A 21,203-nucleotide genomic window follows, 5' to 3' on the forward strand; every position below is an offset into this window, starting at 1 on the left:
TGAGAGTCAGTTGTTGTTACTGCCTTTGTTGTCGACGCGGTAGCCGAAGCTGAAGCCCACGCCCTGGAACAGCACCACGTCGGCCAGTTGCCGGGCCAGATCGCCGGCACTCGCCAGTTTGGTTTTCGGCACGAACAGCATGTCGTCCGGTTGCAGGTAGGCGATCTGCGACGCATCGCCCGACAGGGCTTTTTCCACGTCGTAGTGCACGGCCTGCACCTGGTTGCCGTTGCGCCGCATGATCACCACCGAGTCCAGGCGCGCCTTGACGTTGGTGCCACGGGCCAGGGTCAGCGCCTCAAGCACCGACACCGGACGGCGGATCGGGTAGGAACCCGGTTGGCCGACTTCGCCGAGCACGTAGATCTCGTTACCGGCGGTGGACTTGAGCATCACATCGACGCTCATCCGCCCCGGCAATTGCGCGTACTTCTGGTTGAGGAAGGTTTCCAGTTGATTGATGGTCATGCCTTGCAGCGGCACGGCACCGATTTCCGGAAAACTCGCATAACCATCATTGCCTACGGTGATCTCGCGGCTCATGCCGGTGGCCGGGTGATTCAGCGCGCTTTTCAGGTTCTGCTCGTTGGTCAGCGGGCTGATGACTTGCACCGTCAACTGATTACGGTTGGGCTGGAACAGTTGTTTGCGCTGGTAGGCACGCTGGATTTCATCGCGCGCCTCGTCGGCAGTCAGACCGGCGATTTTCACCGAGGTGTTGGCGCCCGGCAGGTTGATGGTGCCGTCGGGCAGCACCAACTGGTTGCCGTTGAGCTGGCTGGCGGCGGTGAAGTTCAGGCCGATCTGGTCACCCGACTGCACGCGGTAGGCGTCCGAACCGCTGGTGCTGATGTGGAAGATCACATCCAGCACGTCTTGCGGACGCAAGGTCTGCTCGATCTTCGGCATGTCGGTGGCCTGGGCGTTGGCCGGGGTGGCGGTGAGAATGTTCACCGGCATGTTCTGGGTTTCGGAGTTGCTGGAGCAGCCTGCAAGCGGCAGCATCAGCAGAACAAGTATCTTGGCGTTCATGGCGTCATCCTTCGCGTTTGCTTACAGGTTTTTGTAGAGCCACTTGGGCATGTAGTACTTGCGCCGGTTGAACACGCTGCCGACCACCTTCGCGCCGGCCTGGGTCAGGCGTTGCACGGCGGCCTGGGCGACTTCCCAGCGGGTGTCCTCGGCGCGCACCACGAACACCACGCCATCGACCTGAGTGGCGAGTACCAGCGTGTCGGCGGCGGAATACACCGCGTCGCCGTCGATCACCACGAAACGGTACTGGGTGCCCAAGCGGTCGAGCAGCGGGCTCAGGCGCTCGGCGGTCAGGTGTTCCAGGGTGCGGATCGGCCGGCCGTTGGGCAGCACATGGAAAGGCAGGCTCGAGACCTGCACCACGCAGTCCTGTAACAGCGGCGGGTTGTCTGGGTTGAACAGCAGGTCGCGCAGGCCGCGCTCCTTGCCCAGGTTCAATTGCTGCGTGAGGTTGCCTGCCGACTGGCTGGCATCGACCAGCAACACCTGGCCGCTGCTCATCTGCGCCAGTTGGCTGGCCAGCGCCAGGGCACTGGTGGTGGTGCCCGCACCGGGGTTGGCGGCGGTCAGGAACAGGATCCGCAGATCCAGATCCAGCACGGTCGAAATCAGGTTCGATTCGCTGGGGTTGGCAATGCTCAGGCTTTTGTTGGTTGAACCGTCCATTAGCTTGCTCCGTGGCCGCTGAATACTTTGAAGGGGGTTTTCAACAAGATCTTCAGATCAAGCAAAAGGCTCTGCTCGGCGATATAGCTGAGGTCCAACTCAACGCGCTGGTCGAAGTCGATGTTGCTGCGCCCGGAGATCTGCCACAGGCCGGTCATGCCGGGGTAGATGCTCAGGCGCGCGAGGTGACTGTCCTTGTAGCGGTAGGCGTTGAACGAGGTCGGCCGCGGGCCGACCAGGCGCATGTCACCGCTCACCACGTTGAACAGGTTGGGCAGTTCGTCGAGGCTGGTGCGCCGCAGGAAACCGCCGATGCCGGTGATGCGTGGATCCTTGTCGATCTTGAAATCGATGGCGTCGACCCCGTGCTTGTTGAGGTGGCGCAGCGATTCCTTGAGCTCTTCGGCGTTGCAGACCATGGTGCGGAACTTGTACATGCCGAAGGCGCGACCGCGATAACCGGTGCGTTTCTGCACGAACATCACCGGCCCCGGGCTGGTGAATTTGATCGCCAGTGCCAGGCCCAGCAGCAGTGGCGAGAACACCACCAGCAGCACCAGCGCGCCGAAGCAGGCGAGCACACGATTGGTGCGCGACAGCGTCCATGGCCGGCCACCGTCACGGCCGGTCAGCCAGCCACGGCCCTGCCGGTGGATGGCGCTATCGAGGCGCATTCGGTGCTCGGGATCCATGCGCTTGTCGCGGCGCATCTGATTGATCGGTACACCTTGTTCATGTCCAGTCATGGGGTCCTCCGCTGATGTTCAGCCGCGAGCGGCGCGTGGGCGACAGGCAGTGGGGTAGTAGTCGCGAAACCAGGCGATGAAACGCCCCAGTCCTTCATCCAGCTCGATCCGGGGCTGGAACCCGGTGGCCTGGGCCAGATCATCGGTCTCGGCACAGGTGTTGAGTACATCGCCCGGTTGCAGGGGCAAAAGCTCGACAATGGCTTTCTGGCCGAGGTGTTTTTCCATCAGCGCCAGATAGGTTTTCAGCTCCACCGGGTGGTGGCCGCCAATGTTGAACAGGCACCACGGCGCCATGCTGCTGCCGGCGTCGGGATGTTCACGATCCCACTCCGGGTGGTTGTGCGGCGGATGATCGGTGAGCCGGGCGATGCTTTCGACGATGTCATCGATGTAGGTGAAGTCGCGCTGGTGCTCGCCGTAGTTGAACAGTTTCAGCGGCGTGCCTTCGGTGATCGCCCGGGCAAACTGAATGGGCGACATGTCCGGCCGACCCCATGGCCCGTAAACGGTGAAAAAGCGCAGGCCGGTGCTGGGAATGCCGAACAGGTGGCTATAACTGTGGGCCATCAGCTCGTTGGCTTTTTTGGTTGCGGCATACAGCGACAGCGGGTGATTCACCCCGTCATGCACCGAGTACGGCGTGTGCTGGTTGGCGCCATACACCGAGCTCGACGAGGCGTAAATCAGATGCTCGACCGGATGGTGCCGGCAGCCTTCGAGAATGTTCAGGAAACCGCAGAGATTACTATCGAGGTAGGCCTTCGGATTTTCCAGCGAGTAGCGTACGCCGGCCTGCGCCGCGAGGTGGATCACCACTTGCGGTTGCTCGCGGACAAACAGCGCTTCAATGGTGGCGGCATCGGCCAGATCGATCCGCGCCAGCGGGAAATGCCCGACCTGATCGCGTACCCATTGCACGCGGTCGTGTTTGAGCTGCGGGTCGTAGTAGCCGTTGAAGTTATCCAGGCCGACCACCGCATGCCCGTCGCGCATCAGCCGCAACACGCAATGGGCGCCAATGAAGCCGGCTGCGCCGGTGACCAGGATTTTCATGGGCGCAATCCTTCCGGAGCGATGTGGCGCAGGCCGATGCCGCTGTAATGCAGACCGGCGGCGGCCACGTGTTCCGGGTTGTAGAGGTTGCGACCGTCGACAATCACCTTCGAGCGCAGCTTGCTCGCCAGCAGCTCGAAATCCACTACGCGAAAATTCTTCCACTCGGTGCAGATCACCAGCGCATCGGCATCTTCCAGGGTGTCGTCGCGGGTGGCGCACAGGTGCAGGTCGTTGCGATAGCCGTACAGGCGCCGGCATTCGGACATGGCTTCCGGATCGTAGGCCTGCACGCTGGCGCCTTCGGCCCACAGCGCGTCCATCAGATAGCGGCTGGGGGCTTCGCGCATGTCATCGGTATTGGGTTTGAATGCCAGACCCCAAATCGCGATCGACTTGCCGGCCAGACCCTGCGGAAATTGCGCCTTGAGTTTGCCGAAGAGGATGTGCCGCTGGCTGTCGTTGACGTCGGTGACGCTGCGCAGCAATTTCAGTGGCATGCCGTTGTGTTCGGCGGTGTGCAGCAGGGCACGCAGATCCTTGGGGAAGCACGAGCCGCCAAAACCGCAACCGGGATAGATGAAGTGATAGCCGATGCGCGGATCGGAGCCGATGCCTTTGCGCACCGCTTCAATGTCGGCGCCGAGCAGTTCGGTGAGGTTGGCCAGTTCGTTCATGAAGCTGATGCGCGTGGCGAGCATCGCGTTGGCGGCGTATTTGGTCAGCTCGGCGCTGCGGTTGTCCATGAACATCAGTTTTTCGCGGTTGCGGCAGAACGGCGCGTACAACTCGCTCATCTGCTCCCGGGCGGCTTCATCGCGAGTGCCGACGATGATCCGGTCCGGGCGCATGCAATCGGCGAGGGCGCTGCCTTCCTTGAGGAATTCGGGGTTGGACACCACGCGTACCTTGAGGCTGCTGCGGCCACGGCGCTGCAACTCTTCAGTGGCCTTGGCGGCGACCTGATCCGCCGTACCGACCGGCACCGTGGACTTGATGATCAGGGTGCGATCAGCCTCCATGTGCGAAGCGATCTCACGGGCGACGTTGAGCACGTGGGTCAGGTCGGCGGAGCCGTCTTCATCGGCCGGCGTGCCCACGGCGATGAAAATCAGCTCGGCATGCTCCACCGCGTCGCTGGCTTGGGTGCTAAAGAGCAAGCGGCCGGCCTTGGTGTTTTCTTCAAGGGTGCTGGAAAGACCTGGCTCACTAATAGGTGGCACAGCTTGTTGCAGTTGCTTGATCTTGTTGGGATCAATATCGACACATAAAACCCGATGCCCTACATCTGCAAGTGCGGCGGCTTGAATTAATCCGACATAGCCGGTGCCAAATACGCTCACGTCCATCTGCGCACCCTCGATAGAGCGAAAAGAAGAAGTTCGGAAGAAGACTGTAAAAGGGGTATAGCGCAGCGTTTGGAAAGCGTGTCAGCAAAATGACATGTTGCACCTGTATAACACTTGAGCGTTTTTTGGCGATTGGCCATCAAGTCATTGCTGCGATTGGATTTGTTGTTTTTCTGCAGATTTGTTCAGATTTAAAATAAGCGATAAACGGTTGTAAGCCGCTAATTTAAGGGCTTGCAGCGTTCGGTGTGTGTCAGATTTGAGTCACCGGTTTTTTGACGCTTTCTGAAGAAAACAGTCAATTCTTGCGCTTTGATGGCTGGGTGCTAGTGTCAGGATCTGACCGACAAACCTTTGACTCCCTGCCGTTTTGCACGAGCGGTATCGCCATGTTCAGATATGCCAAAGAAGTACTTTTAATTGTTTATTTGCTGCTTTATTCCGAATATTACATTGAGCGGTTAAATGCTATCGGCGTCGGTTTTGCTGTACTTCTTTTTGGCGCGATGTTTTTGGCGCTTACTTTAGCGTTATATCTAACGGCTTATATTCGTCAGGCTCTCATTCGCCACTTGTTCGCAATGACACTGTTTGTCTCGGCGGTGTTTTTCGATGTGTATACCCGGGTCACCGCGGATTACCTGAGCTACAGCAGTTTTGTCTCGCTGGTGTACTCCGGCGGCTTCATCCAGGAGGCCGCCTACCAGTATCGCGACGCGATCATTCATGGCGCGCTCAGTGGGCTTTTATTACTGTTCGGTGTCGGGCTCAAGCCGCGCCATGCGCTGGCGGTGCCCAATGCAGTTCGGGTGGCGGCGCCGGTGTGTGGCGTGTTGTTGTTGAGCGCGGTGCTGTTCCTGCGGGCGGGCGAGGGCGCGCGCGGTTTGCCGATCATGTACACGCCGCTGGCCTATCTGAACCTGTTCGCCTATGAAGCGCTGCACAACACGGTCGGCCCGCGCGAGCCGGTGACGCTGGCGCGCAATGCGGTGGCGGTCAATCACGATATCGTGCTGATCATCGACGAAAGCATCTCCGGCAATTATCTGGATATCAACGCGCCGTTCGGCGTGCACAGCAACCTTAATCAGGCGCATCCGGGCGTCGACATCTTCAATTACGGCTACGCCGCATCCATCGCCAATTGCAGCGCCGACACCAACGTTACCCTGCGCTACGGCGGCACCCGTGCCGATTACATGCGGATCAACAGCACGCTGCCGTCGATCTGGCAGTACGCGAAAAAGGCCGGTTTGCGCACGGTGTACATCGACGCCCAGCGCACTGCCGGCAATCTGCAGAACCTGATGACCGACACCGAGAAAAAGGACATCGACGAGTTCGTCCAGTTTGACCAGACCAGCGTGCGTGATCGCGACATGGCCGCCGCCGCCAAGCTGATCGAGCTGCTCAACGATGAACAGCCGGAGTTGGTGGTGATCAACAAGGTCGGCGCGCATTTTCCGGTGCACGACAAATACCCCGACGCCTTCATGGCCTACCGTCCGACCCTGCCGCGCGGGCAATTCACCGAAGTGGCGGATACCGGTAAGCGCGATGGTTTCAACGGCCAGCCGGATGACTGGGTGCTGTACCGCAACGCCTACAAGAACACGGTGTTATGGAACGTCGGCGAGTTCTTCGCCCGGGTGTTTGCCCAAGCCAATTTGCACAACGCGCTGCTGATCTACACCTCCGATCACGGCCAGGACCTGCATGAACGCGGCAACCCCGGGCTCAATACCCACTGCGGCGGCGATCCGGTGGAGGAAGAAGGGCTGGTGCCGCTGGTGGTGATTCAGGGCGATCAACTGCACGGCCCGGACTGGGCGCAAGCGTTGCCGACGAACAAGGACCGCTCCAGCCACTACAACATTTTTCCGACGCTGCTGCAGTTGATGGGTTACGACCTGGCGGGAGTCGAGGCGCTGTACGGCAAACCGTTGACGCTGCCGACGGCGGACGACTTCACCTTCAACTACCGCTTCAATGCACGGCTGGGCGCCAAGCCTGAGTGGAAGCACATTGATCTGAAGACCATCGTCACACCGGGTGCGGCGGCGACCAGTGTGGCGACCGGGGAGTGAGATTTGTGCCGGTTTCACTGGCCTCATCGCTGGCAAGCCAGCTCCCACAGTGTTTTAGGGTGTACTCAGTATTTGTGGACAACCTCAATCCCTGTGGGAGCTGGCTTGCCAGCGATGGGGCCAGTTCAAACACCTCTGATCTGAAGAGGCCTCCCACAGTGTTTGATGGTGAAACCAATATTTGTGAACCACCTCAATCCCTGTGGGAGCTGGCTTGCCAGCGATGGGGCCAGTCCAAGCACCACTGATCTGAAGATGCCTCCCACAGCGTTTGATGGTGAAACCAATATTTGTGAACCACCGCAATCCCTGTGGGAGCTTGCCTGCAAGCGATGGGGCCAGTGCAAACAGCACTGATCTGCTCAGGCCGCAATCCGCTATCCTTGCCCCACACTGACCCAACGGATGGCGGCATGCTTCAGGTTCAAGGCGTGTTCAAAAGTTACCTCACCCCCCAAGGCCCGCTCCCGGTGCTGCAAGGCGTCGACCTTACGCTCGAACCCGGCAGCAGTCTGGCGCTGATGGGCGAATCCGGCAGTGGCAAAAGCACCTTGCTGCATCTGATCGCCGGCCTCGACAAGCCTGATCGCGGCAGCATCCACAGCGGCGAGCATCGGCTGGAGCAGATGAACGAGGCGCAACTGGCCAATTGGCGCCGCACGGAAATCGGTCTGGTGTACCAGCAGTTCAACCTGATCGGCAGCCTGCGGGTCGAGGACAATCTGGCGTTTCAGGCGCGTCTGGCCGGGCGCCATGAACCGCGCTGGCAGGCGCATCTGGTGCAGCGATTGGGGCTGGGCGAATTGCTCAAGCGTTATCCCGAACAGTTGTCGGGCGGCCAGCAGCAGCGGGTCGCACTGGCCCGGGCCTTGGCGTCGCGGCCGAAATTGCTGCTCGCTGACGAACCCACCGGCAGCCTCGACGAAGCCACCAGTGATGAAGTGCTGCGCCTATTGCTCGAGTTGCTGGACGACACGCCGACCACGCTGCTGATGGTCACGCACAGCCCACGCGTGGCGGCGCGACTGGCGCAGCGGGTGGTGTTGTCGAGCGGCCGTCTGACGTGAACGTATTCTGGCAAACCCTGCGTGCGCTGCTCAGCCACTGGCGGCGGCATCCGGTGCAATTCTTCAGTGTGCTGACCGGGTTGTGGCTGGCGACCAGTCTGCTGACCGGGGTCGAGGCGCTGAACAGTCAGGCCCGCGACAGTTATGCCCGAGCCAGCCAGATGATTGGCGGCGAACCCCAGGCCAGTCTGGCCACACCGAGCGGTGCGATGTTCACCCAGCAGTGGTTCATCGATCTGCGCCGCGCAGGCTGGCCGGTGTCGCCGCTGCTGCAAGGCCGGCTGATGCTCAAGGATCACCCGGATCAGCGCCTGCAACTGATGGGCATCGAACCGGTGTCGCTGCCGACGGATGCTGCGGTGGCCGGGCAGGCGATGCCGATCGAGCGCATCGTCGAGTTCTTTTCGCCGCCGGGCAGCACCTGGATTTCCCCGGAAACCCTGCACGCCTTGGGCCTGAGCGAAGGTGCCACGCCGCAAACCGCCAGCGGCCAGACGCTGCCGCCGCTGCACGCGCAAAAGGACATGGCGCCGGGCGTATTGCTGGTCGACATCGGTGTCGCGCAAACCGTGCTCGAACAGCCCGGGCAACTGTCGCGTTTGTTACTGGCGAAGGATTTTCATGCCGAGCTGCCGGCCGCGTTCAATGGCCGGCTGCAGCTCAAAAGCAGTGCCGAGGAAAACAATCTGGCGCGCCTCACCGAGAGCTTTCACCTCAACCTGGATGCCTTGGGCTTTCTCTCGTTTCTGGTCGGGCTGTTCATCGTGCACGCGGCCATCGGTCTGGCGCTGGAGCAGCGTCGTGGCCTGCTGCGCACCTTGCGCGCCTGTGGGGTCAGTGCGCGGATGCTGATCGGCAGCCTGATCGTCGAACTGGGCGTGCTGGCTCTGGTTGGCGGGGTGTTCGGGGTCATCAGCGGTTACTGGCTGGCGAGCGTGTTGCTGCCGGATGTCGCCGCCAGCCTGCGCGGTCTGTATGGCGCGGAAGTGGCGGGGCAGTTGCGCCTGAGCCCCTGGTGGTGGTTCAGCGGTATTGGTTTGAGCCTGTTCGGTGCGTTGCTTGCCGGTGCCAACAGTCTGCTGCGTGCGGCTCGTTTGCCGCTGTTGGCGGTGGCAGATCCGCAAGCCTGGCATCAGCAACATGCGCGCTGGTTGCGCCGTCAGGGTTGGCTGGCGGCGCTGCTGGGCTTGATTGCGCTGCTGGCGTTGCTGTTCGGTAACAGTCTCGGTAGCGGTTTTGTGTTGATGGCCGGGCTGCTGCTGGGGGCCGCGCTGGCGTTGCCGGTGTTGCTCAGTGCGGTGCTTACTCCTTTGCTCGGGCGCAGCCGTTCGGTACTCGGTCAGTGGTTTCTCGCCGATTGCCGCCAGCAACTGCCGGCGCTGAGTCTGGCACTGATGGCGTTGCTGCTGGCACTGGCGGCCAACATCGGCGCCGGCAGCATGACCGCCGGGTTTCGCCAGACCTTCGACGACTGGCTCGAACAACGCCTCAGTGCCGAGCTGTACCTCAACCCGGTCAATCCGGCGCAATCCCGTGAAATGTACGTTTGGCTCAAGCAACAACCGAACGTCAGCGCGGTGCTGCCCAACTGGCAGGTGGCAGTGACCCTGCAGGGCTGGCCGGCGGATGTGTTCGGGGTGATCGATCATCCGCACTATCGCCAGCACTGGCCGTTGCTCGAGGCGATTGCCGGTGATCCGTGGGCGCATCTGGCAACGGACGACGCGGTGATGCTCAGCGAACAACTGGCGCGACGGCTGAAGGTGCGCGCGGGGGACCATCTAAGCGTGCCGACACCAGGCGGGGCGTGGTCGCCGCGGATCGTCGGGATCTACGCCGACTACGGCAATCCCAAGGGACACGTGTTGGTCAACAGCAATCATCTGCTGCGGCTGTGGCCGTCACTGACACCGAACCGTTTCAACTTGCGCATCGCACCGCCCGACATCCCGCCGTTTTTGCGCGCATTGCAAACGCGCTTTCAGCTCGATGACAGCCGCATCGTCGATCAGGCGCGGCTCAAGGGTTGGTCGGTGCAGGTTTTCGAACGCACTTTCGCCGCCACCGCCGCGCTCAACAGCCTCACTTTGGCGGTGGCTGGTGTGGCGCTGTTCATCAGCCTGCTGACCCAGAGCCAGAGCCGCCTCGGGCAACTGGCGCCGCTGTGGGCCTTGGGCGTGACGCGCCGCCAGTTGATGCTGCTCAACCTCGGTCAGACCTGGCTGCTGGCGGTTTTGACGCTGGTGCTGGCGTTGCCGTTGGGGATCGCGTTGGCGTGGTGTCTGGACGCGGTGATCAACGTACAGGCATTCGGCTGGCGTCTGCCGTTGCGGATCTTTCCGCTGCAACTGCTGCAGTTGCTCGGGCTGGCGTTGCTGGCGACGCTATTGGCCTCGGCATGGCCGCTGTATTCGTTGTACCGCACGCAACCGGCGGATCTGCTGAGGACGTTTGCCCATGAGGATTAACCGGGTTGCGCTGCTGTTCGCACTGCTGCTGTTGGCCGGTTGCGATCCGCCTGTGCCTGAGCAGAAGGGTTTTGCCGGGCTTGGCGATCAGGCTGCGCAGTTCACCGCCGTGGTGCCGGGGCGGGTGTTCAGCTTCCCGGCGGATCATGGCGCGCATGATGGTTTTCGCATCGAGTGGTGGTATGTCACCGCCAATCTCAAGGACCGGCAGGGTCACGATTTCGGCGTGCAGTGGACGCTGTTTCGCAGCGCCTTAAAGCCTGCGGCAGAACAACCGGGCTGGGCCAACCAGACGATCTGGCTCGGACATGCCGCGGTGACATCGGCCACCGCGCATCATGCCGCCGAGCGCTATGCCCGAGGCGGAGTGGGGCAAGCCGGGGTGAACGTCGCGCCGTTCGAGGCGTGGATCGATGATTGGCGCTTCGCCAGTCAGGCGCAGGATCCGCTGACCGATCTGCAACTCAGCGCCAGCGACAAAGCTTTCAGCTATCAATTGCACCTCACCTCCAGTCGGCCGCTGGTGTTGCAGGGTGACAACGGTTTCAGCCGCAAATCCGAACAAGGCCAGGCCTCGTACTACTACAGTCAGCCGTTCTTTCAGGCCAGCGGCACCCTGCAAATCGACGGCCAGACCTACACCGTCAGCGGCCCGGCGTGGCTGGATCGTGAATGGAGCAGTCAGCCACTGGCAGCCAATCAGACCGGGTGGGACTGGTTTTCCCTGCACCTGGACAGCGGGGAATCGCTGATGCTGTTTCGCACCCGCCAGACCGATGGGGCGCCGTTTCTGACCGGCACCTGGATCAGCACCGACGGCCGGGCCGAAACCCTGGGCGGCGAGCAGATCAGACTCACCCCTCAGGACACCGCCAAAGTCGCCGGACGCCAGATGCCGGTGCGCTGGTCGATCAGCATTCCCGACAAACACCTCGACATCAGCCTCGACGCGCTCAATCCCGACGCCTGGATGAACCTGCGCATCCCTTACTGGGAAGGGCCGGTGCGGATCAACGGCAGCCATGGCGGGCGCGGCTATCTGGAAATGACCGGGTACTGACTGCTGATTGCCATTCATGTAGGAGCTGCCGCAGGCTGCGATCTTTTGACTTTGATCTTTAAAAAGATCGCAGCCTGCGGCAGCTCCTACATTGGGTTGAACTCCGTTTCGTCGCGCAGCCTCTACAAGGTAATACTCGCGGAGGATTGACCATGAGCGACGACCTGCAACCCCCAGACCTCACCACCTGGCAGCGTCTGTTCGACGATCAGACCTACTGGCAGCAATCCCCCGATGCTCACTATTTTGACCTGCAACGCATCGCCGACGACCTGCTCGGTCAAGGTGCGATCGATCTGGAGCAGTGGCAGATCCTGCGCGCCAAGGCCGACGACCTGCACAAGGATTCGCCTGCCGTGAATGTCACTAATGAACTGGATGACCCTGAAGCCTGAGGAGACCCGCCATGAAACCCGTATCCCCCAGCGAGCACCCCGACGAACCCCGGCCACCGGGAGAAACCGAACGCGACAACGACGCCCTGCGCCCGACCGACCCCAAGCAACGCAAGGACAGCGGCAAGGGCACCGCCAGGGGCGAATCCACCGCGCAGGAGACCGCCGCGTCAGAAACCAAAGCCAAGCCCTGAACAGCGTCTATGCTCAGTGGCACATTCGGCGCCAAACACGCGTTGGCGCCGGTTGCTGCCATTCATTACAGGGAAAGTACTGCTTATGAAGCTCCACGCTCTGGCCAAGGCCATCACCCTCGCAACCGTTCTGTCCGCCACCAGCTTCGGCGTAATGGCGGCCGATATACCGCTGTCTGCCACCGTCGAGGCCGATCAGGTCACCACCAAAGTGCTGGCCGTCGATGCGGCCAACCATCAGGTTGTGCTCGAAGGTGCTGAAGGTCGTCAGGTTCACGTTCAGCTCAGCGACAAGGCGAAAAACCTCGCCAACCTCCAGGTCGGCGACCTGGTAAAAGTCGAAGTGCAGCGTTCGGTGGCGGCTTACCTCGATACCGATGTGGATAAAGGTCTGCCTGGCACCGTCGAGCGCAGCGGCGAGCTGCGCAAGGCTCCCGGCACGGATAACCCGGGCGGTGAGGCCTATCGCCAGATTCAGGTGCAACTGAAAATCACCAAAATTGATTTGAAGAAAAACGAAGTGACGCTGGAAAACCCGGCGGGCCAGTCGAAAACCCTCGACGTGAAAAAGCCTGAAATCCAAGCCAAGCTGAAAGATTTGAAAGTAGGGCAGAGCGTAGTTGTCACTTATACCGATGTATTAAAAGTGACCAGTCAGCACGAAAGCTGAGCATTAACTCTACAAGATGATTGTTCTTGTACAGATTATTGTATGAGAACAATCATCTGAAACGAGTGATGCAGCAGCTTGAAAGTTTCGCGAAAGCATTCGTCGATAAATATCTATTAACTTCTTCGTACATAAAATTTACCTTTATGCATGACGACATATCCGCCAACTTCTATTAAAATCCTTCCCGTTCGCCCAGTGTCAGGGCTCTTTACCGGTGCATGGATTGCCAGGCCATTACACTGGGCGAACACCTCCTCGGAGCTGATGTATACAATTTCAGATAAAAAAAGGGCGACTATAAAGTCGCCCTTTTTTGTGTCCGCGATTATGCCGATGCCTGCCCCTCAAAGCGTTTGAGGGTGGCTTCGTACATCCTGGTTCGGCGGTGGTTTTTGCCGTAGGTGCCGGCGGCTGCGACGGTTCCTGCCTGAATGTGATCCAGATAGCGGAAAATCTTGCGCGGTGACAACAGCTTGATGCCGTAGCCCAGAGCGACCATTCGATCCTGCAGGGTGTAACCGGGCACCCGGTCATCCATGCAATAGTGCAGTCCGTGGGACTTCATCAACTTGGCGTTCCACAATGTGCAGAAACTCTTCAGGTGAGTTTCCCGATAAGGTTTTGGCTCTTTACTGCGCAGACCCAACGCAGTTTTCACCCGGCGAATATAGTGTTTGCAAAACCGCGAAGTAAGTCGCCAGGTATCTCTGACAATCCCTCGATTTATTTGCTCGACACACCCGACTGCGGCGATGTCCGCAGACTTTGTACACTCGCGCAGCATCATCGCGAAGACTTCCTTGTCGTAGACAAAGGTGTCGGTGTGCAGCAGAAACAGATAGTCGGTTTCAACTTTCTCCAGCGCCAGATCCAGCGCCTTGCCATGGGCAATATGTCCCGCTTCTTTACCGAGGGAGGGGCGCTCGATCAGATTGATCCAGTCCAGCGAACGCAAGTAATCCAGGCTGGTGTCCGCCGAATCATTGTCCACCACCCAAACCGGAATGCGCTGTTCCTGGACATGCTGGCGCAACAACTCCAGGCACATCCGGGTGATGTCCGGGGTTTTGTAATTTACCAATACAAGACTGAAATTCGGCTGCGTAACGGCTGGTAAATCAAACTGGCTCATTCGGGAAGCTCATCCGCGGTTGATCGGCGACAGGTGTCTCTCGGGCCGGGATGCTAGCGACGCAAGCTTAGTTGAAGCTTAATTTGCCGTTCAGCAAGCCATTCGAAGTGTGTCGAGCCACGGCATCTCGCGCACGACGCAAGCCGTCCCACAGGCTAAACTGCGCGCCCCTCAGATGCTTCAAGGAAGAAACGGCACCTGCCGTCGCCCCACGGATGAAACCACTTTCCCTCTACCACCCGGCCCTGTACTGGGTGCGCGTGTGGCAAAAAAGACTGTTCCGCCAGATCGCCTGGCGCTGCTCCAGCAAACGCTATTCGCGCCTTGTTGCCGACGCTGACCGTCTGCCATTTCGCTACCTCAAACACACCTCGAAACTCATCCGCAAACTCGGCGACTCCGACCTCGCCCTGCAACACAACAAAGTCATCAACCTCAAACTCGCCGTCGCCGCCATCGACGGCCTCATCATCGCCCCCGGCGAACACTTCTCCTTCTGCCGCCTCGTCGGCCGCCCAACCCGCAAACGCGGCTACGTCGAAGGCATGGAACTGTCCTTCGGCGAAGCACGACGGGGTGTCGGCGGCGGAATCTGCCAACTGAGCAACCTGATCCACTGGATGGCGATCCACTCACCACTGATCGTTGTCGAGCGCTCCAACCACAGCTTCGATCCATTCCCGGATGAGGGGCGGGTGCTGCCATTCGGTTCCGGCGCGGCGATTTTCTACAACTACGTTGACCTGGTACTGCACAACCCGACGGATCGGAGTTTTCAGTTGAAGTTGAATGTGGGGGAAACGCAGTTGGAGGGGGAATTGTTGTGCGATCGGGTGCGGGAGTATCGGTATCACGTGTTTCAGGAAGGGCACCGGTTTGTGCGCGAGGGCGAGCGGGTGTATCGGGAGAATGAAATCTGGCGGGAAGTGCGGGAGAAGGGGCAGGTGGGGGAATTGGTGGAGAGGGTGAGGTTGTATCGGAATCGGGTGGTGGTTAAGTATGAGGTGATGGACGAGTTGATCGGGTAGGGCGCACAAATAGCTACGATGATATTGGCGCCCACTGATCAGTTTCTGAAATAGAGCTCATCCAGTTGGCGTTTGCGTATGGATAGATACTCTTCCCATACCTTGGGGAAGTCTTCATCTTTGGTCAGCGGGAAGGTCAGATAGATGTACCTTCCAACCACACTGATGTATTGCCTCACACGCTTGAAGGCGGGTTGTTCGTAAGCTGCCACGCTTTCGTCATAGGCTTCATGGTAGTGATGGATGCTCACTCGGTGCGGGGCGATCATGCACCGCGAGAAATCGATCACCCAGCAGCTGTCAACGGCTGTGCTCAAATAACCGTAGATACCGTCGCTGGATAGACGAATGCACGAATTAGCCTGAGTGCCGTCGTCATCGTTGACCAATATGACCTTGTCCGAAAAGTATTTGATATTTCTGCCGTCAGGTCCTTGCAGGACTAAGCTCCAGCCTTCGGCTCCCATGCGGAATTCACCGTTGTTTTCGAAGGTGGCGATCCAGTTGTTGGCGAGTGTGATTTGATGTTTATTCATGGGTGCTCATGTAAACCGAAGGGCCGCAAAGTAATGGGTATTTTGTTTTGAACTCCAATAGAGAGCTTTCATTTTCTGCACGGATTAAAAAATACTCGTCAATTTTCTCTATTTTGATAGTGAGGCTCTCTTGAGTAGGTATGTTTTTTAAGAATAATTCCTTGACTCCGTTGCAGCTCAAGCCAATGCGGCAAGTGTTGAATCCCATCTTTATCCATTTTTCAGGTGCGGAGTCGGGGATTTCTGCGATATCGAATTCGAAGGTTATGTTAGATCTGTTGTTGTCGATGGTTATTTGGAATAACTTTATTGTGTTAATTTTAATAGGTTTGGTGAACACTCTATTGAATAAGGTGTTGCCATCAAGTTCATTCCAGGTTTTCATTTTTTTTCCTTGAAGGGGTAGTGTTCTTTGGTGCCGGGGACCTTTCCGGTCCTAGTGTCATCGAAGGCAAAAGAGGCAAAAGGGAACAGATTTATTTTGATTGCTTTTTTGGGCTGCCTACACAAAAAATCTGTGCCCTTTATTCGTTTTTCTATCGTGTCGGGTGGTCGCTGATATTAATGCGATATTTTTATGGGATTAGCAGAGTTTTTAGACTTTGAATTCTTTAAGTGTCTATCATCAGCTGTGCCGAAGTCGTGATCTGCATGCTTTTTCAAAGCTGTTCAAGATTAAGAGTGCATCCCTTGAGCTTTAATCGTTTGATTTTCTCATCAAAAGTGTACTTTGGCAGATCTTTGTTTTTTAAGTCGTACTGTTGCCTAAGCAAACGAAATAGTTTTCCTATATCTTTCTTGCTTCTCTCGTCAAGACTTTCGATTAAGTCGTAACTATTGCTCGATAAAAAGGCTATTTTATTTTTAAGTGTGTAGTAGGCGCTTATATTTGAGAATAATCTTTCGGCATCTGAATAATCTTCCTTCAAATATTTTGCGTAATCTTCAAATATCGATGTGAGTAAATTTTGTGCGGCTTTCTGATTCTTTAAAACGCTGCACATTTCCTGCCAGTTGCTGATAAAAAGATGGTCTCCCCAGTCGGAGCCTCGAGCAAAATATTGTCCATTTCCTTTAAAGAAATCAGATATTTCGTGAAGGTCTAAAGCAGTTTCAAAAGTGGTCTTCATTGAAGCTTTTCCCAGTCATCGAAATTTTTCAACAGTGTTCCAATATCACTGTTGTGAGTGACGTTTTCTGAGCCGATTAGAGCTGCTTCCTTATCTGCAAAGACTTCGAGAGCATCTTCTTCGTTAAGTACTATCTTTTTTGTTGGTTTCTAACATTATTTCCGCCGATTAAATGTGTGGTTTAAAGCGTCGTATTGGTGAGTGCTGGGTTTTAAATGTCTGCATCTCAAGATTCGATCATGAATGATTCAATTTTTTTAATGAATTCAATTTTGCTTTTGGTTCTGAACTCACCAAGAAAAACTTCGGAGTTTTTAACCGGTTTTCCTCTTTGGTCATAATCGATTTTCAGGAAATCAATTACAAACTCTCCGTTGGGGTCGCCCTCTGGTTCTACTCTAGAATCGAAGCAGTGCCCGCTACTTCGACGCACTCCGCCCAATAGTACTGAGCAGGTGAACCAGTCGCTGGTTTCTGGCGTTAATTCAACTTCAAAAAGGTTGTTGATTGTTACTGTCCAACCGCTTGGTACTCTAATTGGTTGAAGCTTATATTGTAGTTTGGGTCTCATTTGAAATTTCTACACTTGAAAAATTGCGTCAAAGGGAAAAATTTTTCAAGTTTTTGTGGAGTGTGTTTGGGTAATGAGTTAATGGTCTTTATTCTCATTTTTTTCGGAGAGGGGAAAGTAATTTTTTTGTCTGAAAAATAAGACTTTATGTTGTTTATTTTGAAGAAGGCTGGCCTTGTGATTTTCTTAGCAAGTTTATGATTTCTGGGTAAGAGTCGATTTCTTCGTCGGACAGGTTGTTTATAATTTCCTGTATGTTATTAGAGTATTTTTCCTCAATGACTGCTTCCGTCCAGTCAAGTTCGGAAGCTGCGGCGATTGCTACCTCTGAAAACTTGGATTCAAGAAGTTTTTTTAGAATTTCAATTGCTTCGGGCGATCGTAGCTCTCCGAGAGCAGCGGCGCTTCTTTCTTGCCAGTATTCTTCTTTCGAAAGTATTGCTTCATTAAGTAGTTGCCAGTCCATGGCGCCGAACTTTCTTAGAATTCCATGGGCTACTTGTTCAGTAATGTACTCATTCCAATTTGAATCTTCATTTGGTCCGAGCCAGTAGTTGAATTCTTCGTAAGCTTTGCTATTCATAAGCACAGTAAAAGAGGTCGGATTTATTTTTGCGTACTTCTACGTCGATATGAATTTAGTAAAAAATAAATCTTTCATCTTTTTGTTCTCTTCTATAGTTTTTAATTGGTTGCAGATTGAAATTTCGCAAAAGGTGACGGATTTGTTTTTCAATATCTTTGGAGGCTATGGAAAATAATCTCTCTCCTTTGATCACTGTCCGGATAGCTGTAAGCGTATGGGAGCTCAGCTGCGGGTTACATCTATATAAACAAATCTGTTGAGAATTATATGTTTTAAGATTTAATTAGGGTTTCCAAAATTTAATGCCTTCCATGTGGCGCTCAATGTCATCCATATCATCATCCCCTAGTGTCGAATCAAAATTCTTGCTTATGATTTTTCTTACTTTGGCAAGTCGCTGGGTGACTCCTTCGTTATCAATGAAATCAGTGGTGGCTTTTTGGTAGTCTTCGATTGGTTTGTCGGAGTAATAGCTGCCCATTTTGTGCAGTGAAATTAATATGAACTCGATATCTGCAAGGACTTCGAGAGCGTCTTCTCCGTTAAGCACAATTTTCTTGTTGGTTTCTAACATTATTTCCGCCGATTAAATGTGGGGTTTTCAAGCGTCACATTTCCTTTGATTGTAAGCTCCATGGTGCCGTATCTAGGGTTCTTGACCCATTCAAGTTGAGAATCGGGCACGTCTGTTTCAATATAGTCTCTGCCGCGCCCTCTGCCAATTTGATACTTATCTTCAGCCTCGAGTTGGCTCAAAGGTTTTTTATTGGCAGGTTCTACGTAGACACGATTGTTATCCTGCGCTTGGATTACACCATCATTCTCGATGCCAGTAGAGCCCTTTCTGTTGGTGTAATGCCGGACTCGAGTTGTGCTTTCTCCGTGTGCTGCTGGAGCAGGGGCGGTAGGTGCGCCTTCATTGACTCTCGCTTTTTCTGTAGGGTTACCGACATTACCGGTAGATTTTGATTTTTTCTTTGGGCACTCACTATTCAGCCCCAACGGATCCACCCATCCCGTAGGGTTGGGCACGTACTGATAGTTATTCAAACCACCTGCAAGCTTGATCGGATCCGGCGTCAAAAACCGTCCAGTGCCCGGATTGTAGTAGCGGTGCCGGTTGTAATGTAACCCTGTCTCAGCATCGAAATACTGACCCTGGAAGCGCAGCGGATTGTCAATCTCGCTGACGTCCAGCGCAGCGAGGTTACCGTACGCGCGGTACTTCGCTGACCACATGATCTCGCCACTGTAGTCGGTGAGTTCCTGTGGCGTGCCGAGGTGGTCGAGTTGGTAGTAAAACGGCGTGGCTTTACGCGGGCCTTCGCCATCGAGCATCGCCAATGGACGGAAGCTGCCCGGTTCATAGATGTAGCTGCGGTAACGGTCGTCGGCGCTTTCAGCGATCAGACGTTCGCCTTGCCACAGGAATTCCGTGGTGTGGCCGTCGACGGTTTTTTCGACACGACGGCCGAAAGCGTCGTATTTGTAGGACGCGGTGCTGCCTCCAGGCAGGCTGACGCCGATCAGGCGGTGCTGGCAGTCGTAGCGGTATTCAGTAACGAGTTTCTGGCCGGTGCCGCGACGTTCGCGGATCAGGTTGCCATAGGCGTCATAGTCGTAGTGCCGATCACCCTGCATCAGCAGGCGGTTGCCTTTGACGTTGGCCAGGTTCGCTGTGCCTTCATTGTTCTGACCGAGCAGGTTACCCGCCGGGTCGTGGGCGAAGCTTTCCGGTGTAGCACCGCGCACGCTGATCAGGCGATCAAGCGGATCGTAGTGATAGCTACGATTGCCCTTGCGGCTGTCATCGATGCCGGCGAGATTGCCGTTGGCGTCGTAGTTGTAGCGACGCTGGAACAGGTTTTTATCACGCTGGCCGACGGTGTGTGCTTGCAGGCGGCCTTGTTCGTCGTATTGGTATTGGCTGAGCAGCAGGCCTTGTTGACGCTGTTGTTCGCGACCGGCGCTGAACTGGTGAGCGGTCAGACGTGAGCCGTTGAGGTCGATGCTGCTCAGGCGTCCGCCGGAGAGGTGGCGATAGTCGAGTTTGCTGCCATCCGGGAGGCGGCAGTGGCTAAGCTGGCCAACGCTGTCGTACTCGTAGCGCAGGGTGCCCCAGCCTTGGTGTTCCTCGATGAGGCGGTCTTGCAGGTCGTACTTGTAGGCGAGCGGCCAGTGGCCGTCGTCAACGTTTACGAGGCGACCGAGGGAGTCGTAGCTGTAGTGAATTTCTTCGCCATCGGCGAGGGTTTTTACCAGCAAACGGCCAGCGGCATCGCGTTGGTATTCGGTAACGAGTTCGCTGCCGTCATCACCGAACTCGGTTTTCTTCAACAACTGGCCGTTGAGGTCGTATTCGTAGGCGGTACGACGACCGTCGAAGCCGGTTTCCTGCTGGATCAGGCCGTTCGAGTAGTAATCGAGTTGGTAATGCTCGCCGCGCTCGTTTTCGATGTCAGTGAGCAACAGACGCGAGTTGTCGTAGCGGTAGCGCAGTTGGCTGCCGTCCGGATTGATGCGGCGGCTGACCAGGTGCAGGTTGTCCGCATACTCATATCGCGTGACGCGACCGAGTTCGTCGCGTTCGGCGGTGACGTTGCCATAGGCGTTGTAGGTGAAGGCACGTGTTGCGCCGCCCGGCAGCGTGACTTGTGCCAGGCGGTTGGCCGCATCCCATTGGTAGTGGGTGATGGCGCCGGATTCTTCCTGACGGGTAATCTGCCGACCCAGTGCATCGTAGCGATATTTACGCTGGCCGCCGTCCGGCAGGCGTTCTTCCAGTAACTGCCCGAGGTTGTTCCAGCCGAGTTGATGGCGGCTGCCGTCAGGGTGGCGGATCTTCAGCAGGCGACCCTGGGCGTCGTAGCTGTATAGCGTTGCATTGCCGTCCGGGTCGATTTGCCGGGTGATGTCGCCCTGACGGTTGCGTTGGTACTTCCAACTGGCTTTGCCGCGATGAACATCGCTGACGAAACCATTGATGTATTCATACGTGGTCGTCTTCCGGCGGGATGACAGCAGTCATCAGTCCGTTGTCGTCGTACCGGTATTCGGTTACGGCACCCAAAGGATCCTTTTCCGCGATCAACTGACCTTTGTCGTTGTACGCCTTGAGGTGTTCGGCGCCGTCCGGGTCGATCTTGCTGATCAGTCGCGCCTGGTCGTCGTGGGTGTAGACCTCTTCGCTGCCATCGGCGTGGTTACAGTTACGCTGCCTTTATCGTCCCAGGCGTAATGCGCTTCCATCTGCGAGAAATTGGCCCAGTGACGGATGCAACGAGACAGTTTGCCTTCGTTCTCCCACTCCCAGTAGAAGGCCGCGCCGCCTGCCAGTTGGCGCTCCAGAATCACGTGCTGATCGTTGTAGCGATAGCGCTCGGCTTCGCCGGCGGCGTTCTACATCTCGATCATAGATGCTGAG

General features: G+C 56.7%; 20 protein-coding genes and 1 pseudogene. 8 read left to right on the forward strand and 13 right to left on the reverse strand.

What is annotated here, in order from left to right:
- Positions 1 to 6: 6 nt before the first annotated feature.
- The 5 genes from ACU680_RS17840 to ACU680_RS17860 are packed head-to-tail and all read right to left on the reverse strand — an operon-like array spanning position 7 to position 4,852.
- Complete coding sequence (locus ACU680_RS17840; RefSeq protein WP_041066273.1) at positions 7 to 1,032, reverse strand: polysaccharide biosynthesis/export family protein; 1,026 nt, start codon at positions 1,030 to 1,032, stop codon at positions 7 to 9.
- Positions 1,033 to 1,053: 21 nt separating this feature from the next.
- Positions 1,054 to 1,701: a CpsD/CapB family tyrosine-protein kinase gene (locus ACU680_RS17845; protein WP_007961335.1), complete on the reverse strand. Its 648-nt coding sequence runs from the start codon at positions 1,699 to 1,701 to the stop codon at positions 1,054 to 1,056.
- Entirely contained in the window at positions 1,701 to 2,447 is a 747-nt protein-coding gene (locus ACU680_RS17850) for a sugar transferase (protein ID WP_007961338.1), read from the reverse strand. The genes ACU680_RS17845 and ACU680_RS17850 overlap by 1 nt, the downstream gene beginning before the upstream one ends.
- Positions 2,448 to 2,465: 18 nt before the next feature.
- Positions 2,466 to 3,503, reverse strand: coding sequence for an NAD-dependent epimerase (locus tag ACU680_RS17855; RefSeq protein WP_448180118.1), 1,038 nt, complete (start codon positions 3,501 to 3,503; stop codon positions 2,466 to 2,468).
- On the reverse strand, positions 3,500 to 4,852 hold the full coding sequence (locus tag ACU680_RS17860) for a UDP-glucose dehydrogenase family protein (protein ID WP_448180119.1): 1,353 nt from the start codon (positions 4,850 to 4,852) through the stop codon (positions 3,500 to 3,502). The genes ACU680_RS17855 and ACU680_RS17860 overlap by 4 nt, the downstream gene beginning before the upstream one ends.
- Before the next feature lie 389 nt (positions 4,853 to 5,241).
- Here ACU680_RS17860 and ACU680_RS17865 point away from each other — a divergent pair, with 389 nt between their 5' ends.
- The 7 genes from ACU680_RS17865 to ACU680_RS17895 all read left to right on the forward strand — a co-directional run bounded on the left by ACU680_RS17865 (position 5,242) and on the right by ACU680_RS17895 (position 12,793).
- Positions 5,242 to 6,939 carry a sulfatase-like hydrolase/transferase gene (locus ACU680_RS17865; protein WP_448180120.1) on the forward strand — a complete coding sequence of 566 codons (1,698 nt, stop codon included), beginning with the start codon at positions 5,242 to 5,244 and terminating at the stop codon, positions 6,937 to 6,939.
- A 413-nt stretch (positions 6,940 to 7,352) separates the two neighbouring features.
- A complete protein-coding gene (locus ACU680_RS17870) occupies positions 7,353 to 8,006 on the forward strand; it encodes an ABC transporter ATP-binding protein (RefSeq protein ID WP_448180121.1) in 654 nt (217 codons plus the stop codon).
- Positions 8,003 to 10,474 (forward strand): ABC transporter permease, encoded by a 2,472-nt coding sequence (locus ACU680_RS17875; RefSeq protein WP_448180122.1) that lies wholly within the window; start codon positions 8,003 to 8,005, stop codon positions 10,472 to 10,474. Before ACU680_RS17870 ends, ACU680_RS17875 begins: the two co-directional genes overlap by 4 nt.
- The gene (locus ACU680_RS17880) at positions 10,464 to 11,534 is read left to right on the forward strand and encodes a lipocalin-like domain-containing protein (protein ID WP_448180123.1); all 1,071 of its coding nucleotides are present in this window, start codon (positions 10,464 to 10,466) and stop codon (positions 11,532 to 11,534) included. Before ACU680_RS17875 ends, ACU680_RS17880 begins: the two co-directional genes overlap by 11 nt.
- 152 nt (positions 11,535 to 11,686) lie before the next feature.
- Positions 11,687 to 11,929 carry a hypothetical protein gene (locus ACU680_RS17885; protein ID WP_448180124.1) on the forward strand — a complete coding sequence of 81 codons (243 nt, stop codon included), beginning with the start codon at positions 11,687 to 11,689 and terminating at the stop codon, positions 11,927 to 11,929.
- 11 nt (positions 11,930 to 11,940) lie between these two features.
- Positions 11,941 to 12,123, forward strand: a complete 183-nt coding sequence (locus ACU680_RS17890; RefSeq protein WP_448180125.1) for a hypothetical protein — start codon at positions 11,941 to 11,943, stop codon at positions 12,121 to 12,123.
- Between the two features lie 85 nt (positions 12,124 to 12,208).
- The gene (locus tag ACU680_RS17895) at positions 12,209 to 12,793 is read left to right on the forward strand and encodes a hypothetical protein (RefSeq protein WP_448180126.1); all 585 of its coding nucleotides are present in this window, start codon (positions 12,209 to 12,211) and stop codon (positions 12,791 to 12,793) included.
- A gap of 328 nt (positions 12,794 to 13,121) precedes the next feature.
- Here the strand turns inward: ACU680_RS17895 and ACU680_RS17900 are convergent, their stop codons facing one another.
- Positions 13,122 to 13,928 carry a glycosyltransferase family 2 protein gene (locus ACU680_RS17900; protein ID WP_448180127.1) on the reverse strand — a complete coding sequence of 269 codons (807 nt, stop codon included), beginning with the start codon at positions 13,926 to 13,928 and terminating at the stop codon, positions 13,122 to 13,124.
- 215 nt (positions 13,929 to 14,143) lie between these two features.
- On the opposite strand from ACU680_RS17900, the gene ACU680_RS17905 reads away from it, so the two are divergent.
- Entirely contained in the window at positions 14,144 to 14,956 is an 813-nt protein-coding gene (locus ACU680_RS17905; RefSeq protein ID WP_448180128.1) for a VanW family protein, read from the forward strand.
- A gap of 38 nt (positions 14,957 to 14,994) precedes the next feature.
- On the opposite strand, the gene ACU680_RS17910 is transcribed toward ACU680_RS17905, so the two are convergent.
- The 7 genes and pseudogenes from ACU680_RS17910 to ACU680_RS17940 form a co-directional block, all read right to left on the reverse strand.
- On the reverse strand, positions 14,995 to 15,492 hold the full coding sequence (locus tag ACU680_RS17910) for a hypothetical protein (RefSeq protein ID WP_448180129.1): 498 nt from the start codon (positions 15,490 to 15,492) through the stop codon (positions 14,995 to 14,997).
- Positions 15,485 to 15,877 (reverse strand): Imm50 family immunity protein, encoded by a 393-nt coding sequence (locus ACU680_RS17915; RefSeq protein WP_448180130.1) that lies wholly within the window; start codon positions 15,875 to 15,877, stop codon positions 15,485 to 15,487. The genes ACU680_RS17910 and ACU680_RS17915 overlap by 8 nt, the downstream gene beginning before the upstream one ends.
- Positions 15,878 to 16,151: 274 nt before the next feature.
- Positions 16,152 to 16,622, reverse strand: a complete 471-nt coding sequence (locus ACU680_RS17920; protein WP_448180131.1) for a hypothetical protein — start codon at positions 16,620 to 16,622, stop codon at positions 16,152 to 16,154.
- A gap of 226 nt (positions 16,623 to 16,848) precedes the next feature.
- Positions 16,849 to 17,193 carry a hypothetical protein gene (locus tag ACU680_RS17925; RefSeq protein ID WP_448180132.1) on the reverse strand — a complete coding sequence of 115 codons (345 nt, stop codon included), beginning with the start codon at positions 17,191 to 17,193 and terminating at the stop codon, positions 16,849 to 16,851.
- A gap of 154 nt (positions 17,194 to 17,347) precedes the next feature.
- Positions 17,348 to 17,776, reverse strand: coding sequence for a HEAT repeat domain-containing protein (locus tag ACU680_RS17930; protein ID WP_448180133.1), 429 nt, complete (start codon positions 17,774 to 17,776; stop codon positions 17,348 to 17,350).
- Positions 17,777 to 18,062: 286 nt separating this feature from the next.
- The gene (locus ACU680_RS17935; protein WP_064588107.1) at positions 18,063 to 18,353 is read right to left on the reverse strand and encodes a hypothetical protein; all 291 of its coding nucleotides are present in this window, start codon (positions 18,351 to 18,353) and stop codon (positions 18,063 to 18,065) included.
- Positions 18,353 to 21,178, reverse strand: a pseudogene (locus ACU680_RS17940) (RHS repeat-associated core domain-containing protein); the annotation flags it as partial. The pseudogene ACU680_RS17940 and the gene ACU680_RS17935, both read right to left, overlap by 1 nt.
- Positions 21,179 to 21,203: the final 25 nt, after the last annotated feature.

This window comes from Pseudomonas sp. LF020, assembly GCF_053456425.1.

What these genes read in the sequence shown, in the direction of transcription:
- ACU680_RS17840 (WP_041066273.1), bottom strand. Translation starts at nt 1,032, where the DNA reads ATGAACGCCAAGATACTTGTTCTGCTGATGCTGCCGCTTGCAGGCTGC.
- ACU680_RS17905 (WP_448180128.1), top strand. Translation starts at nt 14,144, where the DNA reads ATGAAACCACTTTCCCTCTACCACCCGGCCCTGTACTGGGTGCGCGTG.
- ACU680_RS17865 (WP_448180120.1), top strand. Translation starts at nt 5,242, where the DNA reads ATGTTCAGATATGCCAAAGAAGTACTTTTAATTGTTTATTTGCTGCTT.
- ACU680_RS17870 (WP_448180121.1), top strand. Translation starts at nt 7,353, where the DNA reads ATGCTTCAGGTTCAAGGCGTGTTCAAAAGTTACCTCACCCCCCAAGGC.
- ACU680_RS17895 (WP_448180126.1), top strand. Translation starts at nt 12,209, where the DNA reads ATGAAGCTCCACGCTCTGGCCAAGGCCATCACCCTCGCAACCGTTCTG.
- ACU680_RS17915 (WP_448180130.1), bottom strand. Translation starts at nt 15,877, where the DNA reads ATGAAAACCTGGAATGAACTTGATGGCAACACCTTATTCAATAGAGTG.
- ACU680_RS17930 (WP_448180133.1), bottom strand. Translation starts at nt 17,776, where the DNA reads ATGAATAGCAAAGCTTACGAAGAATTCAACTACTGGCTCGGACCAAAT.
- ACU680_RS17855 (WP_448180118.1), bottom strand. Translation starts at nt 3,503, where the DNA reads ATGAAAATCCTGGTCACCGGCGCAGCCGGCTTCATTGGCGCCCATTGC.
- ACU680_RS17910 (WP_448180129.1), bottom strand. Translation starts at nt 15,492, where the DNA reads ATGAATAAACATCAAATCACACTCGCCAACAACTGGATCGCCACCTTC.
- ACU680_RS17890 (WP_448180125.1), top strand. Translation starts at nt 11,941, where the DNA reads ATGAAACCCGTATCCCCCAGCGAGCACCCCGACGAACCCCGGCCACCG.
- ACU680_RS17900 (WP_448180127.1), bottom strand. Translation starts at nt 13,928, where the DNA reads ATGAGCCAGTTTGATTTACCAGCCGTTACGCAGCCGAATTTCAGTCTT.
- ACU680_RS17925 (WP_448180132.1), bottom strand. Translation starts at nt 17,193, where the DNA reads ATGAGACCCAAACTACAATATAAGCTTCAACCAATTAGAGTACCAAGC.
- ACU680_RS17860 (WP_448180119.1), bottom strand. Translation starts at nt 4,852, where the DNA reads ATGGACGTGAGCGTATTTGGCACCGGCTATGTCGGATTAATTCAAGCC.
- ACU680_RS17920 (WP_448180131.1), bottom strand. Translation starts at nt 16,622, where the DNA reads ATGAAGACCACTTTTGAAACTGCTTTAGACCTTCACGAAATATCTGAT.
- ACU680_RS17850 (WP_007961338.1), bottom strand. Translation starts at nt 2,447, where the DNA reads ATGACTGGACATGAACAAGGTGTACCGATCAATCAGATGCGCCGCGAC.
- ACU680_RS17885 (WP_448180124.1), top strand. Translation starts at nt 11,687, where the DNA reads ATGAGCGACGACCTGCAACCCCCAGACCTCACCACCTGGCAGCGTCTG.
- ACU680_RS17935 (WP_064588107.1), bottom strand. Translation starts at nt 18,353, where the DNA reads ATGTTAGAAACCAACAAGAAAATTGTGCTTAACGGAGAAGACGCTCTC.
- ACU680_RS17845 (WP_007961335.1), bottom strand. Translation starts at nt 1,701, where the DNA reads ATGGACGGTTCAACCAACAAAAGCCTGAGCATTGCCAACCCCAGCGAA.
- ACU680_RS17880 (WP_448180123.1), top strand. Translation starts at nt 10,464, where the DNA reads ATGAGGATTAACCGGGTTGCGCTGCTGTTCGCACTGCTGCTGTTGGCC.